The organism is Bacteroides sp. FSHCM14E1, from assembly GCF_019633785.1.
GTDB classification, from domain to species: domain Bacteria; phylum Bacteroidota; class Bacteroidia; order Bacteroidales; family Bacteroidaceae; genus Bacteroides; species Bacteroides hominis.
On the sequence record NZ_JADKYL010000014.1, the window covers coordinates 1 to 17,069 of the forward strand.

General features: G+C 44.7%; 12 protein-coding genes. 8 read left to right on the forward strand and 4 right to left on the reverse strand.

The genetic code is table 11. The annotated features are described in order from the left end of the window. Positions 1-129: 129 nt before the first annotated feature. Together ISX59_RS17820 and ISX59_RS17825 are read right to left on the reverse strand one after the other, a co-directional pair. The gene (locus ISX59_RS17820; RefSeq protein ID WP_220576121.1) at positions 130-1,266 is read right to left on the reverse strand and encodes a DUF4221 family protein; all 1,137 of its coding nucleotides are present in this window, start codon (positions 1,264-1,266) and stop codon (positions 130-132) included. A gap of 20 nt (positions 1,267-1,286) precedes the next feature. Beyond that, positions 1,287-2,414: a 6-bladed beta-propeller gene (locus tag ISX59_RS17825; protein ID WP_005822362.1), complete on the reverse strand. Its 1,128-nt coding sequence runs from the start codon at positions 2,412-2,414 to the stop codon at positions 1,287-1,289. A gap of 335 nt (positions 2,415-2,749) precedes the next feature. Between ISX59_RS17825 and ISX59_RS17830 the strand changes: the two genes are divergently transcribed. The 5 genes from ISX59_RS17830 to ISX59_RS17850 all read left to right on the forward strand — a co-directional run bounded on the left by ISX59_RS17830 (position 2,750) and on the right by ISX59_RS17850 (position 11,644). Next, entirely contained in the window at positions 2,750-3,271 is a 522-nt protein-coding gene (locus tag ISX59_RS17830; RefSeq protein ID WP_005822363.1) for an NUDIX domain-containing protein, read from the forward strand. 39 nt (positions 3,272-3,310) lie between these two features. Then, complete coding sequence (locus ISX59_RS17835; protein ID WP_005781828.1) at positions 3,311-6,319, forward strand: tetratricopeptide repeat protein; 3,009 nt, start codon at positions 3,311-3,313, stop codon at positions 6,317-6,319. A 6-nt stretch (positions 6,320-6,325) separates the two neighbouring features. Continuing rightward, the gene (locus ISX59_RS17840; RefSeq protein ID WP_005822364.1) at positions 6,326-8,029 is read left to right on the forward strand and encodes a TonB-dependent receptor; all 1,704 of its coding nucleotides are present in this window, start codon (positions 6,326-6,328) and stop codon (positions 8,027-8,029) included. Positions 8,030-8,149: 120 nt separating this feature from the next. Beyond that, a complete protein-coding gene (gene topA, locus ISX59_RS17845) occupies positions 8,150-10,495 on the forward strand; it encodes a type I DNA topoisomerase (protein WP_005811721.1) in 2,346 nt (781 codons plus the stop codon). 171 nt (positions 10,496-10,666) lie between these two features. Beyond that, positions 10,667-11,644: a DUF4842 domain-containing protein gene (locus ISX59_RS17850; RefSeq protein ID WP_032537714.1), complete on the forward strand. Its 978-nt coding sequence runs from the start codon at positions 10,667-10,669 to the stop codon at positions 11,642-11,644. A 100-nt stretch (positions 11,645-11,744) separates the two neighbouring features. On the opposite strand, the gene argS is transcribed toward ISX59_RS17850, so the two are convergent. Then, positions 11,745-13,538: an arginine--tRNA ligase gene (argS, locus tag ISX59_RS17855; protein WP_032530971.1), complete on the reverse strand. Its 1,794-nt coding sequence runs from the start codon at positions 13,536-13,538 to the stop codon at positions 11,745-11,747. 87 nt (positions 13,539-13,625) lie between these two features. Beyond that, the gene (locus ISX59_RS17860; protein WP_005781816.1) at positions 13,626-13,898 is read right to left on the reverse strand and encodes an HU family DNA-binding protein; all 273 of its coding nucleotides are present in this window, start codon (positions 13,896-13,898) and stop codon (positions 13,626-13,628) included. A gap of 247 nt (positions 13,899-14,145) precedes the next feature. Between ISX59_RS17860 and ISX59_RS17865 the strand changes: the two genes are divergently transcribed. The 3 genes from ISX59_RS17865 to ISX59_RS17875 are packed head-to-tail and all read left to right on the forward strand — an operon-like array spanning position 14,146 to position 16,801. Next, positions 14,146-14,820, forward strand: a complete 675-nt coding sequence (locus ISX59_RS17865; protein ID WP_005781814.1) for a rhomboid family intramembrane serine protease — start codon at positions 14,146-14,148, stop codon at positions 14,818-14,820. Next, complete coding sequence (locus tag ISX59_RS17870; protein ID WP_005781812.1) at positions 14,801-15,700, forward strand: rhomboid family intramembrane serine protease; 900 nt, start codon at positions 14,801-14,803, stop codon at positions 15,698-15,700. Before ISX59_RS17865 ends, ISX59_RS17870 begins: the two co-directional genes overlap by 20 nt. Positions 15,701-15,703: 3 nt before the next feature. Next, entirely contained in the window at positions 15,704-16,801 is a 1,098-nt protein-coding gene (locus ISX59_RS17875; protein ID WP_005781809.1) for an endonuclease/exonuclease/phosphatase family protein, read from the forward strand. Positions 16,802-17,069: the final 268 nt, after the last annotated feature.

Consider the following 17,069-nt stretch of genomic DNA (forward strand, 5'->3'; position numbering starts at 1 on the left):
TGTAATGAATTATATTACACACAGACAAAAGGAGCAGGAAATATTGAAAAATACAGGGAAGGGACTACATATTTAGGAAATAATACAACCCTAATAAGATGTTATACTTATTGAGCGTCCGCCCTGGCCTTAATACTTCAATCCATAGAAGCACATATTGTTTTCACCTATCTTATCTCCTCCCGTATAAGGCAATAAAACCAATGAATCCGTAAAAGCCAGATCCGGATAAATTTTTGAACCGGCAGGAATCACGTACTCTGCACTATTCATCAGGTCAGTAGATATACACATGATAGAAAAAGGCTTGCCTGCTACTCCATGCCCATCCAATGGTCCCTGCTGAACTCGCCAGAATACGTCATGGTACGCATCATAGCACAATGGGAAATAATAACCGGTTTTCAGACATCCGAAACCGGGTTCCTCTTCGTTCATATCCGGTAAACGGAAAAAAGAATCTGTAAAGGTAGAAGGGAAATCATATTCTTTACTCTTCTTTGCCGACAAATCGTAAACATAAACTTTGGAAGATGCCGGAAAATTATAAATCAGCCAGTCTCCGTGAGGAAGTACATTGATGCAACTCAATAATTGCATGTCTCCCTCCTTCTTTATGATATCAGGACAATCTATTTCCACTTCATTCCGTATAGTCCAATCATCACACGAAATGACCAATACTTTCTTAGGATATTCTCCTGTAGCATCTTTCTCATAAGAATAAAGAGGTAATGCCACTACCCCCTTACTGGCATCAAATCCAAAGAAACTATACACACTAAAATAAATAGAAAGACCGGGTACGGCTATGCCATATCCATCTTCCTTAACCTGAGGCAAATCATTCAGCAGTTTCTTAGACAATACTTTCCCGTCCTGACCAACGCGATACAAACCATTGGTAGTAAATATAATAAATGAATCCTTATAATAGCCAATCCCTTTGGGAGTAAGGATCTGGTCCGGCCCCTCCTTAGCCAAAATTACTTGCCGCAAAGGCTGACAATCGGTCAGATTCAAAATATCAACAGAGTGAAGTTTACCATTATAGACTACTAAACACTGTTTACCATCAATACGGGCTGATGTGGAATAACAAAAACTACCGGCGTAGCTCTGTAGATAATCGTCATTTACATCAAAAGCAAAAGCTTCCACCCTCTCAAGCGCGGACTTTACGGTTATTTTTTTCTCTCCACAAGCAGTGAAGCAAAGGATCAGCCCTAAAGTTAACACACTGATAAAAAAGTCTTTCTGCATCATATCGTTCGTTTTAGTCGTTATTATTTTAAAGTCGTTATGGATATCACCGGATTATCTCCCATACGTAATTGATTGACCAATGAATCCAATTCTTGCCTGCGGGATGGTAATAAAGCTTCCGGATAGCGTTCTGCCTTTTTTGCATAGGAAACAGCATGAGCGTTTATCAACTGATTACCAAAACCTATACCGGAGAAGATAAAATCAAAACCTCCGGATAAGTCATCCTTTACAATTACATTCGAAAACGTCCTTTGATCTTTATCATACAAACCTGTGAAATTATTATTCCTTAAAATATAGGAAACGAATAAGTAGTGATCCGATTCAAACACTTGCTGAACAGAAATAGCCTGATAACGATTCTTTGGATCAGCTTCATTGACAGAAACATTGATCTCATAACCTGAACAATCAAACTGCCAGGCAACCGTCTTTTCTCCCTGTCCATCTATCCTATAAATAAGATTCTCAAATGCAGGTTTAAAATAAACAGCTCCCTGATAATTGTACATCAAATCGCGAGTAGACATCAGAGCTTTATAAGACTTATATTTCTCAACATATCCTTGCCACACTTTTAACTCCTTACCGGTTTCGTCTGTCAGAAAGAGTTGTAACGGATTATCCCGGTCTATGTAAAACCGGCTATCACTATAAAGGATATGCCCTTTATCAAATACCGCACAGGCATCGCCATTAAGATGCGGAACCGGTATACGTTTTATAAATTTTCCATCCAGATCATAGCAGACCAGTGTTCTTATATCATGTACATATACTCTTTTCTCCGAATAATCATAAGAGAACGACAGTCCCACAAGATAATTCTCCGTCTTTTGACCATACTCACCAATCCGGTTGAGTAACTTCCCGTTCTTATCGAAACGAAAATAATTTCTCATCTGCCGGTCATATACCAGAATATCATCTCCAGTATAGATGATGCGATATTCATCGCACAAGAAAAAGTCATCCGTTGTTTCCAAAGAAATAAAGTGAATATCGGAAGCTATTTCGCTAAGCATTATTACCTTGGGTTCATGGGTAATGGCTTCCGAAAGATTCAGTACTACAGTGTCGGTCTGCTGGGCAAAGCCCGGCAATAATCCCCAAAGCGTCAAGAAAAGACATATATACTTTTTCATAATCCTGCCTGTTTATTAAATATAAGGTTCGGAATCGGTTCTTCAAAAATAGGGAATATATTTGAAAGGGACAAACTTTCGTACTAAAAAACACATGCATATATATTTGTTTATCAGGAATATACGAAACAATCGTAGCAAATTAGCTAATAATCAGACAAATGCCATAATATAGACAATATAAAAGCCAAATGCAGTGCAATGTGCAAAAATGCGCTGCATTAATTTCCATACGGATTTATACGCTTTATATTAAAACATACAATACTGACGGACATATCACCTGAAACTGCTTCTTTTTCATTATTTTTGCCCGTACAAAAACAATGAGAAGGATGGAACACCCACTTAACCAATTCAAATACTGTCCGAAATGTGGTTCAGCCCATTTTGAGATTCACAACGAGAAGTCTAAACAATGTACCGATTGCGGGTTCGTTTATTATTTCAACCCGTCATCGGCTACAGTGGCACTGATTCTGAATGAGCAAGACGAACTGTTGGTATGTCGTCGTGCCAAAGAACCGGCTAAAGACACACTGGACCTTCCGGGCGGTTTCATCGACATGAACGAAACGGGTGAAGAAGGAGTGGCTCGGGAAGTAGAAGAGGAAACCGGACTGAAAGTGAAAAAGGCAACCTACCTGTTTTCACTTCCGAACATTTATATCTATTCCGGGTTTCCTGTACATACGCTCGACATGTTTTTCCTTTGCCAAGTGGAAAACACAAGTCACTTTGAGGCAATGGATGATGTAGCAGACTCGTTTTTCGTCCCATTGAACCAAATTAATCCCGAAGAGTTCGGACTCGGCTCTATCAAAAAAGGGTTAAAAAGATTCCTGAAAGAGAGGTAAAATACATAAAAACAAGTACTTTTGTCAAAACTCTGAATTATGAAAAAAAAGATATCACGATTGATATGTGCCGTGGCATGTTGTGTGCCTGTCGCTCTGCAGGCACAAACCAGCGAGAAAATAACGTCTCCCGTAAATCTGTATAAAGAAGGGAAAGAGCTGTTTCTGCAAAAGAACTATGCAGCCGCTATGCCTCCCCTACGCACATTCGTCCGCCAGAAAGCGGATGTGAACCTGAAAGAAGAGGCTGAATACATGTTGGTATGCTCGGCATATGAATTGAAAGACCGCAATGCCATCGCACAACTGCGCAGCTATCTGGATACCTATCCGGACACTCCTCACGCCAACCGGATTTATGCACTGATAGCTTCCGCTTATTTTTACCAAGGGAACTATGACGAAGCACTTGCCCTGTTCAACTCTTCACGTCTCGACCTGCTGGGCAATGAAGAACGGGACGACATGACCTACCGGTTGGCTACCTGCTACCTGAAAGTAGGCAATGTCAAAGAAGCGGCCATCTGGTTCGAAACCCTGAAAGCAAGCAGTCCCAAGTATGCGAATGACTGCTCATACTATATCTCATACATCCGATACACGCAGAAACGGTACGATGAAGCACTGAAAGGCTTTCTCCCATTACAGGATGACGCTAAATACAAAGCCCTGGTACCCTATTACATTGCTGAAATCTATGCCATCAAGAAGAACTATGACAAGGCTCAGATCGTGGCCCAGAATTACCTGTCTGCCTATCCGCAAAACGAACACGCCGCTGAAATGTACCGGATTCTGGGAGATGCATATTATCATTTCGGAGATTATCACAAGGCGGTCACTTCTTTCCGAAATTATCTGGAAAAAGAAAATGCACCCCGAAGAGATGCACTCTATATGCTGGGCCTGTCTTATTTCCAGACCGGTGTTTTCTCTAAAGCTGCCGAAACACTTGGAGAAGTCACTACCGAAAACGACGCGTTGACACAGAATGCTTACTTGCACATGGGACTTGCCTATCTGCATCTGGCTGAAAAGAACAAAGCACGCATGGCATTCGAACAGGCTGCCGCTTCGAACGCAAATCCGAAGATTAAAGAACAAGCTGCCTACAATTATGCGTTATGTATCCACGAAACATCTTATTCGGCTTTCGGAGAATCGGTGACTGTCTTTGAAAAATTCCTCAATGAATTCCCCACCTCCGAATATGCCGAGATGGTAAGCAGCTATCTGGTAGAGGTATATATGAATACGCGGAGCTATGAAGCGGCACTGAAGTCAATCGACCGTATCGCCCACCCCGGCAAACGTATTCTGGAAGCCAAACAGCGTATCTTATTCCAACTGGGTACACAAGCGTTTGCCAACACGCAATTCGAACAGTCCATCGGCTACTTCGACCGCTCACTCGGACTCGGACAATACAACCGGCAGACCAAAGCAGACGCCCTCTACTGGAGGGGCGAAGCATACTATCGACTGAACCGGATGGAAGAAGCCAAACGCAACTTCACCGATTATCTGCAACTGACTCAACAGACCAATAACGAAATGTATGCCCTGGCACATTATAACTTAGGCTATATCGCATTTCATCAAAAAGATTATGTACAAGCACAAAACTGGTTCCGAAAATACATCAGCCTGGAGAAAGGAGAAAATAAAACGGCACTGGCCGATGCCTACAACCGCATCGGTGACTGCTACCTGGATGTGCGTAACTTCGATGAAGCCAAACACTATTATTCACAGGCAGAAGCAATGAATACTCCCTCGGGAGATTATTCATTCTACCAACTCGCACTGGTATCGGGACTGCAAAAAGACTATTCAGGCAAAATCACCTGGCTGAACCGCCTGGCAGGTAAATATCCCGCTTCACCCTATGCCATCAGTGCTCTGTACGAAAAAGGACGTTCTTATGTCCTGATGGATAATAACCAACAGGCCATCACCTCTTTCAAGGAGTTATTGGCCAAATACCCCGAAAGCCCCGTCAGCCGCAAGGCAGCAGCGGAAATCGGTTTGCTCTACTACCAGAATGAAGATTATAACCAGGCCATTGACGCTTATAAACAGGTAGTACAGAAATATCCGGGAAGCGACGAAGCCCGCCTGGCCATGCGCGACCTGAAGTCGATCTATGTAGACATGAACCGCATCGACGAATTTGCCGCACTGGCTTCGGCCATGCCGGGCAACATCCGCTTCGATGCCAGCGAACAGGATTCACTGACCTACATGGCAGCTGAGAAGATTTATATGCGCGGACGGGTGGAACAGGCTAAAGAAAGCTTCGGAAAGTATCTGCAGACTTTCCCGGACGGAGCATTCGGACTGAATGCCCACTATTATCTCTGCCTGATAGGTAAGGAACAGAAAAATTATGATATGATTCTGGAACACTCGGGCAAGTTGCTTGAATATCCGGACAATCCGTTCTCGGAAGAAGCACTGATTATGCGTGCGGAAGTTCAGTTCAACAAAGTGCAGTTTGCCGATGCATTGGCAAGTTACAAAATGCTGAAAGAGAAAGCAACCACTGCCGAACGAAGATTGCTGGCTGAAACGGGTATGCTCCGTGCAGCTTATTTGCTGAAAGACGATACGGAAACCATCCATGCGGCAACGGCCTTGCTATCTGAAGCCAAACTGAGTCCTGAACTCAAGAATGAAGCTTTGTATTATCGGGCAAAGGCTTACCTGAACCAGAAAGGAGATAAGGCAGCCATGGCAGATTTAAAAGAGTTGGCAAAAGATACACGCAACCTGTATGGCGCGGAAGCAAAATTCCTGGTTGCACAAGAGCTGTACAACACGCAGAATTATGCAGCCGCAGAGAAAGAGTTGCTGAACTTCATCGACCAAAGCACACCACATGCCTACTGGCTGGCACGCGGGTTCATCCTCCTGTCGGATGTATACGTAGCTATGGATAAAAAACTGGATGCCCGTCAGTACTTGCTGAGCCTGCAGCAGAATTACCATGCTGACGATGATATCGAGAATATGATTGAAAGCAGACTGAACAACCTTAATAAGTAACAGAGTATGAAATATAACAATTATATCCTTTTAGGAATTGCTTTTACCGCGCTGCCTGTTTCGATACTGGCTCAGACGCAACCCAAAGATACGACTGTAAACCGCACCGTAGTGGTAGAGCAGCAATATAACCCGGACATAATGGATGCTTCCAAAGTAAATGTCCTCCCTAAAGTAGAAGAGCCTACTGTCAGTAAAAAAGAGGTGGAATATGCTACATTCACTACGCCCGCCACTTCAATTCCGATAGGGGCAATAGGAGCTTACACCGGCAAGGAAATACAACCGGGCTTCATTCCGGGATACGTCCGTCTGGGATACGGTAATTATGGCAATCTGGATATTTTGGGCAATTACCTGTTCCGGCTCTCGGATCAGGACAAACTGAACGTAAACTTCAAGATGGACGGAATGGACGGAAAGTTAGATATGCCTTTCGGTGATACCCGAAAATGGAATGCCTTCTATTACCGCACAAGGGCAAACGTAGATTATGTTCATCAATTTGCCAAACTGGATTTGAACGTAGCCGGTAATTTCGGCCTGAGCAACTTCAATTACGAACCCTACGGATTCAAGAAGCAGAAGTTTACTTCCGGTGATGTGCACTTCGGAGTGAAATCGACTGACGAGACCCTACCGCTGCAATACCGGGCGGAGACCAACCTGATGTTATACGGACGCCAACAATGTCAGCTCTTCGGAGGAGTAAACGAAACGCTGATACGCACCTTGGCAACCGTAAGCGGTTCAATCAGCGACGAGCAGACAGTAGCTATCGGATTTGCCATGAACAATCTGATCTACGGGAACGAACTGAAAGAAAATAAAGACCGGATAAAGAATATTTTCAAGAGCCGTACAACGCTTGATCTGAATCCCTACTACGAATTGAATGATGACAGTTGGAGAGTACATGTCGGAGCCAACGTAGACCTCTCTTTCGGAAATGGAAAAGCAGTACGTGTCTCTCCGGACGTAAAAGCTCAATATGTGTTCTCCGACAGTTACGTACTATACGCCAAAGCAACCGGAGGCAGACAGTTGAATGATTTCCGCCGATTGGAGACCTACAATCCATACCTCGATCCGGGACAGGAAGTCAGAGACACTTATGAGCAACTGAATGCCGGATTAGGATTCAAAGCCAGTCCGACACCGGGCCTCTGGTTCGATATATTCGGCGGATACCAGAATCTGAAAGATGATTTGTACCAATCGGCAGACCAATGGATTGGTGGAAGCGGAGCAAATTATATCGCTTTGGGACAAACCAATACGGATAACTTTTACGCAGGCATCAAAGCCAGCTACGAATACAAGGACCTATTCGCCCTATCGGCAGGAGGAACCTATTATCACTGGAATACGGACAACAAAGGAACCGATTCGAAAGCGCTCAGCTACGATGAAGCATTGTTGATGAAACCGGAGTTTGATTTCGGTATTCATGCAGAAGTTCATCCGATACCCGCACTCTGGCTAAACGCAGGCTACCAATATACCCGCAGAGCCGAACGATACAGCGTAGCTTACGGGAAAAGTATTCCTGCCGTCAGCAATCTAAGCTTGGGAGCTACATATAAAATTTTCAAGGGAATCTCGGCATATGTAAAGGCTGACAATTTGCTGAATAAGAAATATCAGTACTACTTGTATTATCCGGTTGAGGGAATCAATTTTGTAGGAGGACTTAGCTTCCAGTTTTAAAAGATTCTTATAAAAAAGGTCTTTTTTTGCAAAAAATATCAGATTCTCTCTATATTATAAGGTAAAGAAAACGTTTTTTTCTACTTTTGCGGGCAATTTATATGTTTTAATATCACAGATATGCAGAAAAACCTTGTCATTGTCGAATCTCCAGCAAAAGCAAAAACGATTGAAAAGTTTCTTGGGAAAGATTTTAAAGTTCTCTCAAGTTACGGACATATTCGCGACCTGAAGAAAAAAGAATTTTCTATCGATATAGAAAAGAATTTCAAACCCAAATATGAAATACCGGAAGAGAAACAAGAGCTGGTCGATAAACTGAAAGAGGAAGCAAGCAAAGCGGAAACCGTATGGCTCGCATCCGATGAGGACCGTGAGGGAGAAGCTATTTCATGGCACCTTTACGAGGTACTGAAACTAAAACCTGAAAATACGAAGCGTATCGTTTTTCACGAAATCACCAAAACAGCCATACTGAAGGCTATCGAACAGCCGCGCGACATTGACATAAACCTGGTGAATGCTCAGCAGGCCCGCCGCATCTTAGACCGCATCGTAGGTTTCGAACTTTCACCTGTGCTGTGGAAGAAAGTGAAACCGGCGCTCTCTGCAGGCCGGGTACAATCGGTAGCAGTACGACTGATTGTAGAACGCGAACGCGAGATACAGGCTTTCAAAAGTGAAGCCTCATACCGTGTCACTGCGGTTTTCCTGGTACCGGATGCCGATGGTAAACAGGTAGAGATGAAAGCGGAACTGGCTCGTCGCCTGAAGACGAAAAAGGAAGCCCAAAAGTTCCTCGAGTCATGCAAAGCTGCCACATTCTCCATTGAAGATATCGTAACCCGCCCGGTAAAGAAAAGTCCGGCGGCTCCCTTCACGACTTCTACCTTGCAACAGGAAGCAGCCCGCAAACTCGGGTTCACTGTAGCACAGACCATGATGGTTGCCCAGAAACTTTATGAATCGGGATTGATCACTTATATGCGTACCGACTCGGTCAACCTGTCGGAATACGCCACAGAAGGCAGCAAGGCTGCCATCGCACAGATGATGGGTGAACAGTATGTGCATCCCCGCCACTTTGCTACAAAAACCAAGGGTGCCCAGGAAGCGCACGAAGCCATTCGTCCGACTTATATGGAAAACCAGACTGTCGAAGGATCGGCGCAGGAAAGAAAGCTATACGACCTGATCTGGAAGCGTACCATAGCCTCACAAATGGCAGACGCCGAATTGGAGAAAACAACGGCAACCATTGGTATCAGTAGCGGAAGCGACAAATTCACCGCTACCGGAGAAGTTATTAAATTCGATGGTTTTCTGCGCGTATACAAAGAGTCGTATGACGATGATAACGAACAGGAAGACGAGAGCCACCTGCTGCCTCCCCTGAAAAAAGGACAGATACTGGAACATCAGGGCATTGTAGCTACCGAACGCTTCACACAACGCCCCTCGCGTTACACTGAAGCCAGCCTGGTGCGCAAACTGGAAGAATTGGGAATCGGACGTCCGTCAACTTACGCACCGACTATCTCCACCATCCAACAACGCGAATATGTAGAGAAGGGCGATAAAACCGGAGAAGAACGTTCATTCGACATACTGACTCTGAAGGATGATCAAATTACAGATGTCAAACACACGGAAGTTGTCGGGGCGGAGAAATCGAAACTGTTGCCGACCGACATCGGTACTGTAGTAAATGACTTTCTTACCGAATATTTCCCCAACATCCTGGATTATAACTTCACAGCTAACGTAGAAAAGCAATTCGACGAAATAGCCGAAGGTGATAAAAAATGGACAAGCATCATGAAGGACTTCTACAAGGAGTTCCATCCGTCAGTGGAAACGACACTGGCTACTAAAACCGAACATAAGGTAGGCGAACGTATCTTGGGAGAAGAACCTAAAACCGGAAAAACCGTATCGGTAAAAATCGGACGCTTCGGTCCCGTTGTACAGATCGGCACAGCCGACGATACGGACAAACCCCGCTTCGCACAGATGAAGAAAGGGCAGTCCATGGAGACCATCACACTGGAAGAAGCACTGGATTTATTCAAATTGCCGCGCAAAGTAGGAGAATTTGAAGAAAAAACCGTAACCATCGGTACAGGACGTTTCGGACCTTATGTATACCATGACTCTAAATATGTGTCTTTGCCCAAAACCTACGATCCGCTGGAAGTTACACTGGACGAAGCTATCGAACTGATTCTGGCCAAGCGCGAAGCAGAAGCGAAAAAGCACATCAAAAAATTCGATGAAGATCCGGAAATGGAAATCCTTAACGGCAGGTATGGCCCATACATTACTTATAAAGGAAGTAACTATAAAATCCCGAAAGATGTAGTACCGGCCGACCTGAATTACAAGACTTGTCTGGAAATCATCAAACTGCAAAGCGAAAAGGCAGAAAGCGCTCCGAAACGCGGACGCTATGCCAAGAAGAAATAGCCATACTCAAGGCTCCCCGATTAAAAAGCACGGATGATACAGAATCTGCCAACTTCCCCGAGAAGTGTGCAGCATCTGTATCATTTGTGTTTTTTTTATTTTCCCAACTATTATTCAGCAAGTTATCACTTTTATTGCATATCTTTGCCGGACAAACAAAACAAACAATCTATGAAGAAAGTCATTTTAGCAGTTGCCTCTATTGCATTGTGGGCTTCCTGCATCGAAGACGAGAAAGATTATTCTCAGATTATTGAAACACGTGTGGCAAACTGCGAAACCTCTCAGGATTTCGACGTGCCTATCAAAGAAGGGTATACGACCTTTGTGACTTACGGAGAAGACACCATAGCCGTAGCCAATGAACCCATCACCATCCGTATACCTAAAAATACGGCAGTTTCGACCCGTGCGGGAGATGGGATCAACATTAGTTATGATGTTCTAAAAGAAGGTGCCGAGACCACTTACGCCAAGACCTGGCAGGCAGTCATGTTTGAAGATACGCAAAACGGTGATTATGATTATAATGACTTAATCATTCACGTACAAAACACTGCAAGCAATCACGCTTACCAACACCCTGACGAAACCTGGCAAAGCATAAAAATCCAACCGATTGCTTTAGGAAGTATTAAAACGATAAAATTGGGATGCATCTTGTCCGATGGTTCCGAACATATTATCAGTAATGACGTAAGGACTGATTTGTTTTCAGGAAAACAGGGATTCATCAATACGGTTGACGACAATACTCCCATACGTTATAGGCTCTCCTCAACCAATATACAAAACTATGCTTTCGCCAAAACAGAACAAAAAGCAGCATGGGTAGCCTGGTTTATCGAAGTAGACGGAAAACGGATGTACGCTGCCAGTTCAGATATCGATTACAAAGTATACGATATGGTAAATAAGGAGAATATGCCTTACGGCCTTGCCGTAGCGAGTGGTAACGGTACGTTCAGTTATCCGCAGGAAAAGAACAGTCTTTTTGAGACTTACCTCGGTTTTAGCGACTGGATAAACGGAAAAGCAAGTTCCATCGGCAGCTTCGAAAAGGAACTTGTTTACAAATATTGTTCCGGTGGCATCATAAGTGAAGATGGCAAGTCACATAAAATCTGGGACTATCAGGATCTGCAATAATTTCTCCGGAACTTATGAGGCAAATACGACTACGGGATTCCTTTAGCAGTTGTTCTGACTAAAGAAATCCCGTAGTTTCTATTTTTATTCAAAGAATATCTTACATTCTGTCCGGTACTTCAATGCCCAGCAATCCCATTCCCAAACGGACAACCTTGGCAATATTGGCAGACAGAGCGACACGGAACAGTTTCACGTCTTCATTCTCTTCACGCAGGATGCTGAAGTCATGATAGAACTGATTGTATTCTTTCACCAAATCGTAAACGTAGTTGGCGATACCTGACGGGCTATAGTCTTCACCGGCCTGACGCACTACTGCGGCAAAGTCGGCAACCATCTGAATCAATCCCTCCTCTTTCTCACTCAGCTCGATATTGGCCGGAAGCACTTGCGGAATCACAATGCCTGCTTCGGCTGCTTTACGCAGAACGGACTGGATACGTGCATAAGTATACTGGATAAAAGGACCTGTATTACCGTTAAAGTCAATAGATTCCTTCGGGTTGAAGGTCATGTTCTTACGGGCATCCACTTTAAGGATAAAGTATTTCAGTGCTCCCAGTCCGACGATACGTGCAATGTCGTCTGCCTCTTCCTGTGTCAGCCCGTCCAACTTGCCCAATTCCTGAGAAGTTTCCTTGGCTGTCGCAATCATTTCCGCCATCAGGTCGTCAGCATCTACCACCGTACCCTCACGCGACTTCATCTTGCCTTCAGGCAGTTCCACCATACCATAAGAGAAATGTACCAGGCTCTTGCCCCACTCAAATCCGAGCTTATCAAGCAAGATGGACAATACCTGAAAGTGATAGTTCTGTTCGTTTCCTACCACATAGATCATCTTATTAATAGGATAGTCGGCAAAACGCAATTTGGCCGTACCAATGTCCTGAGTCATGTATACTGAGGTTCCGTCTCCACGAAGCAGCAGTTTATGATCCAATCCTTCCGCCGTCAGGTCAGCCCAGACCGAGCCATCTTCTTTCTTAAAGAAGAAACCCTTTTCAAGACCTTCCATCACTTTCTCTTTGCCTTCCAGGTATGTATTGGATTCATAATAGATTTTATCGAAGCCCACTCCCATCTTACGGTAGGTTTCATCAAAGCCTTCGTATACCCAGTTATTCATCATCTGCCAGAGTGCACGCACTTCTGGATCACCCGCCTCCCATTTCACCAACATCTCACGCGCTTCATTCATCAGCGGAGAGGCTGCCTCGGCTTCTTCCTTGGTCATACCTTTCTCCATCAACTCCGCTACCTCAGCTTTATAGTGCTTGTCGAAAGCGACGTAATAATCGCCTACCAGATGGTCGCCTTTTTTACCCGACGACTCGGGTGTTTCACCATTGCCATACTTCTGCCATGCCAGCATCGACTTGCAGATATGGATACCACGGTCGTTGACGATATTGGTTTTGACTACCTTATTTCCGTTCGCCATGACGATATTGGCCAGTGCATTACCCAACAGGTTATTGCGCACATGGCCCAGATGAAGAGGTTTATTGGTATTGGGTGACGAATATTCAATCATTACCAGCGGAGCATTTTCATCCGCTGAGACAATGCCGTATTGTGCATCGGCATGAATCTCATTCAACAGTTCGATCCAGGCAGCCGACGCGATGGTCAGATTCAGGAAGCCCTTGATCACATTGAAAGCTGCTACAGCCGGTTCATTGGCTTTCAGATACTCACCGATTTCCTGTGCGGTTTGCTCCGGGCCCTTCTTCGACATTCTCAGGAAAGGGAATACCACAAGGGTGAGGTGTCCTTCAAACTCTTTCTTTGTCTTTTGCAACTGCACTTGCGCGGCAGGCACATCCTGTCCGTAAAGCGCTTTGAGTCCGCTGATTACGGACGCCACAAGTTTATCTTCTATCTTCATATCCAAGTTATTATTCTGCGCGCAAAGATACAAAAAAAGGAGACGCATCAGCGTCTCCTCTCTTAATTTCTTTTCAACTATAAATGCTTATTTTATAGCATCTGCCAGCTCAGCACCTGGCTTGAATTTAGCAACTTTCTTTGCGGGAATAATAATCGCTTTCTTTGTAGAAGGATTGATACCTGATCTTTCGGCTCTTTCAGCTACAGAAAATGTACCGAAACCAACCAAAGAGATTTTGTCACCAGCTGACAAAGCTTTTGTAACCGAAGAAAAGAAAGCTTCAAGTGCTTTCTTAGAATCCACTTTACTTAAACCGGATTCTGCTGCCATTGCATTAATAAGTTCAGCCTTATTCATAATACGTAAATGATTAATTAATATATGTTACACAAAAGATATCCTTAAAATCCTCACAAATATAGAGTAACAAAACAACATATCAAATAAAAACATCAAAAAAACACATCAAATTGTTGAAAAAGAACTAATAGTAGATTATTTTTCTGCTGTAGAACAGAATTTATTCGTATTTTTGCGTCTATTATCATGTGTAAAGGAGCTAATGCACACATTATCACATTAATTACATTAACAAATTAGAAGAATGCCAACTGTAACAAAAAACCTGATAATTATCAATGTTCTCCTATTCCTCGGTCAACTTGTAGCGCAAAGCTACGGGATTAACTTATCCGATTATCTGGGTCTCCACTTTTTCCTCGCCGACAACTTCAATCCGGCACAGCTATTCACTTATATGTTTATGCACGGAGGATTCAGCCACATCTTTTTCAATATGTTCGCAGTATGGATGTTCGGCCGGATTCTTGAACAAGTATGGGGACCGAAACGTTTTTTATTCTATTATATCCTCTGCGGCGTGGGCGCAGGCCTGCTTCAGGAGGTGGTGCAATACATACAATACGTGACCGAACTGTCGCAATATACCAGTGTAAACATCGGTACGGGCATTATCCCCATGAGTGAATACCTGAACATGATGACCACAGTGGGAGCTTCGGGATCCGTATATGCCATCTTGCTGGCTTTCGGAATGTTGTTCCCCAACCAGCAGTTGTTCATCTTCCCGCTGCCCTTCCCCATCAAGGCAAAGTTCTTCGTCATCGGATATGCCCTGATAGAGTTGTACGCAGGCTTTGCCAACAATCCGGGTGATAACGTGGCACACTTTGCACACCTCGGAGGAATGATATTCGGATTTATCCTGATCATGTACTGGAGAAAAAAGAACAGAAACAATGGGACATATTATAACTGACCTGAAAGAAGCGTTTCGCAGAGGAAACGTCTATATCCAACTGATATTCATCAACGTCGGTGTATTCGTTGTTACGACGCTGATCGGTATCCTGTTGCAGTTGTTCAACCGGAGCGCGGCAGGGATCTTTGAATTATTAGCTTTGCCGGCATCCTTCACACGGTTTGTGTGGCAACCATGGTCCATCTTTACTTATATGTTTATGCATGCAGGATTCCTGCACATCCTGTTCAACATGCTCTGGCTTTATTGGTTCGGTTCGCTGTTCCTGTATTTCTTCTCGGGCAAACACCTGAGAGGTCTTTATATTGTAGGCGGAATCTGTGGCGGGCTGCTGTATATGATCTCTTATAATGTCTTTCCGTATTTTCGCCCAATGACCGCCTACTCCACCATGGTAGGCGCATCGGCTTCGGTGCTGGCCATCGTAGTGGCAACCGCCTATCGGGAGCCCAATTATCCTGTACGCCTTCTCTTTTTCGGCAATGTGCGTCTGAAGTATCTGGCCCTGATCGTTGTGCTGACCGATTTGTTTTTTATCACCTCAAGCAATGCAGGCGGGCACATCGCCCACCTGGGCGGGGCACTGGCAGGACTCTGGTTTGCGGCCAGCCTGAACAAAGGGAAAGACATCACTTCATGGGTTAACAAAGCGCTCGACGCAATCGCCGCCCTGTTCAGCGCCAAAACCTGGAAACGGAAACCCAAAATGAAGGTGCATTACGGAAACAATACCCGTCAGAACGATTACGACTACAATGCCCGTAAAAAGGCACAGTCGGACGAGATAGACCGCATTCTCGACAAACTGAAGAAATCGGGTTACGAGAGCCTGACTACGGAAGAAAAAAAGAGCTTGTTCGACGCAAGCAAAAGATAACGCATGAAGCATATAGGCAGATTAGCCCTATTCCTGTTCCTGGCCGTCAACGCATTCTTCATCGGAATGTTGCTGCTGACGGCTTACAGTCCGTACATCAACCCTGAAGTACACCCGGTGCAGTCGTGTCTGGGACTGACATTCCCCATCTTTCTCGTCATCAATTTCTGCTTTCTGGTCTTTTGGCTTATCGTGCGCTACCGTCTCGCGTTGGTACCTCTTTTAGGATTCCTGCTTTGTTATCCGCAGATCAGGACGTATATGCCCTTCAACATGGGGCCGTCCGGACAGCCGGAGAACAGCATTAAACTCCTTTCGTACAACATCATGTCCTTCGGCAACATGAAGAAAGAGAATGGACAGAACCCTATTCTGAACTATATAAAGAACAGCAAAGCCGACATTGTCTGCATGCAGGAGTATGCGGGTTCCGAAACAGCCAAGATACACCTCAACAATAAAGAGATCAGGCAAGCCTTAAAAGACTACCCGTATCGTCACATCAAACAGGTGGGAAAGACGGGAGCCGGCAGCCAGATAGCCTGTTACTCCAAGTTCCCCATTCTTTCCGCCCGTATGCTCGACTATCAGAGCAACTACAACGGCAGCATGGTTTACGATATAAAAATAGGAAAAGACACCGTCTTGCTGATAAACAATCATCTTGAATCGAACAAGCTTACCCGCGAAGATAAAGTAGTATACGAAGACATGCTGAAAGACCCGAAAGCAGGAAAAGTGAAAAGCGGTATCCGGCAACTCGTCAATAAACTGGCTGAAGCTTCGGCTATCCGCTCGGCACAGGCACGCGCCATTGCTCAGGAAATAGCCCGTTCTCCCTACCCCTCGGTCATCGTTTGCGGCGACTTTAACGACTCTCCCATATCGTATGCCCACCGGGTTATTTCGCAAGATCTGGATGACGCATTCACCGAATCGGGACGGGGACTGGGTATCTCGTACAACCAGAATAAATTCTACTTCCGGATCGACAATATCCTGATCAGCAAGAATCTGAAAGCATCGGGATGTACGGTAGACAATTCGATCAAAGACTCAGACCATTACCCCATCTGGTGCTACATCACGCTCCCCGATTAATCGTAGGAAACAGTTCGTTCCTACAGCATCCACACAGCCCCGTACGCATCGGTACTGCCTTGGGGACACAACAAGCGGAATGTGCGCTTTTGTTTCCCGCCGATCCGATTCAGTAACAAAAAGACAGTAAAAAGCGCTATTCGCTAACCATACCCGGTGAAAAAAGTCTCAAACCAGGAGCCGGACAGAAGAAAAAACGGTGAATTGGAACCGGAAAGCCGGGGTTTACATCGACATGAGCCGGGGTTTAGGGCAAAAAGACCCTTTC

Coding starts and splice junctions, on each gene's coding strand:
- ISX59_RS17830 (WP_005822363.1), top strand. CDS start 2,750: ATGGAACACCCACTTAACCAATTCAAATACTGTCCGAAATGTGGTTCA.
- ISX59_RS17820 (WP_220576121.1), bottom strand. CDS start 1,266: ATGATGCAGAAAGACTTTTTTATCAGTGTGTTAACTTTAGGGCTGATC.
- ISX59_RS17865 (WP_005781814.1), top strand. CDS start 14,146: ATGCCAACTGTAACAAAAAACCTGATAATTATCAATGTTCTCCTATTC.
- argS (WP_032530971.1), bottom strand. CDS start 13,538: ATGAAGATAGAAGATAAACTTGTGGCGTCCGTAATCAGCGGACTCAAA.
- ISX59_RS17870 (WP_005781812.1), top strand. CDS start 14,801: ATGGGACATATTATAACTGACCTGAAAGAAGCGTTTCGCAGAGGAAAC.
- ISX59_RS17840 (WP_005822364.1), top strand. CDS start 6,326: ATGAAATATAACAATTATATCCTTTTAGGAATTGCTTTTACCGCGCTG.
- topA (WP_005811721.1), top strand. CDS start 8,150: ATGCAGAAAAACCTTGTCATTGTCGAATCTCCAGCAAAAGCAAAAACG.
- ISX59_RS17825 (WP_005822362.1), bottom strand. CDS start 2,414: ATGAAAAAGTATATATGTCTTTTCTTGACGCTTTGGGGATTATTGCCG.
- ISX59_RS17875 (WP_005781809.1), top strand. CDS start 15,704: ATGAAGCATATAGGCAGATTAGCCCTATTCCTGTTCCTGGCCGTCAAC.
- ISX59_RS17860 (WP_005781816.1), bottom strand. CDS start 13,898: ATGAATAAGGCTGAACTTATTAATGCAATGGCAGCAGAATCCGGTTTA.
- ISX59_RS17835 (WP_005781828.1), top strand. CDS start 3,311: ATGAAAAAAAAGATATCACGATTGATATGTGCCGTGGCATGTTGTGTG.
- ISX59_RS17850 (WP_032537714.1), top strand. CDS start 10,667: ATGAAGAAAGTCATTTTAGCAGTTGCCTCTATTGCATTGTGGGCTTCC.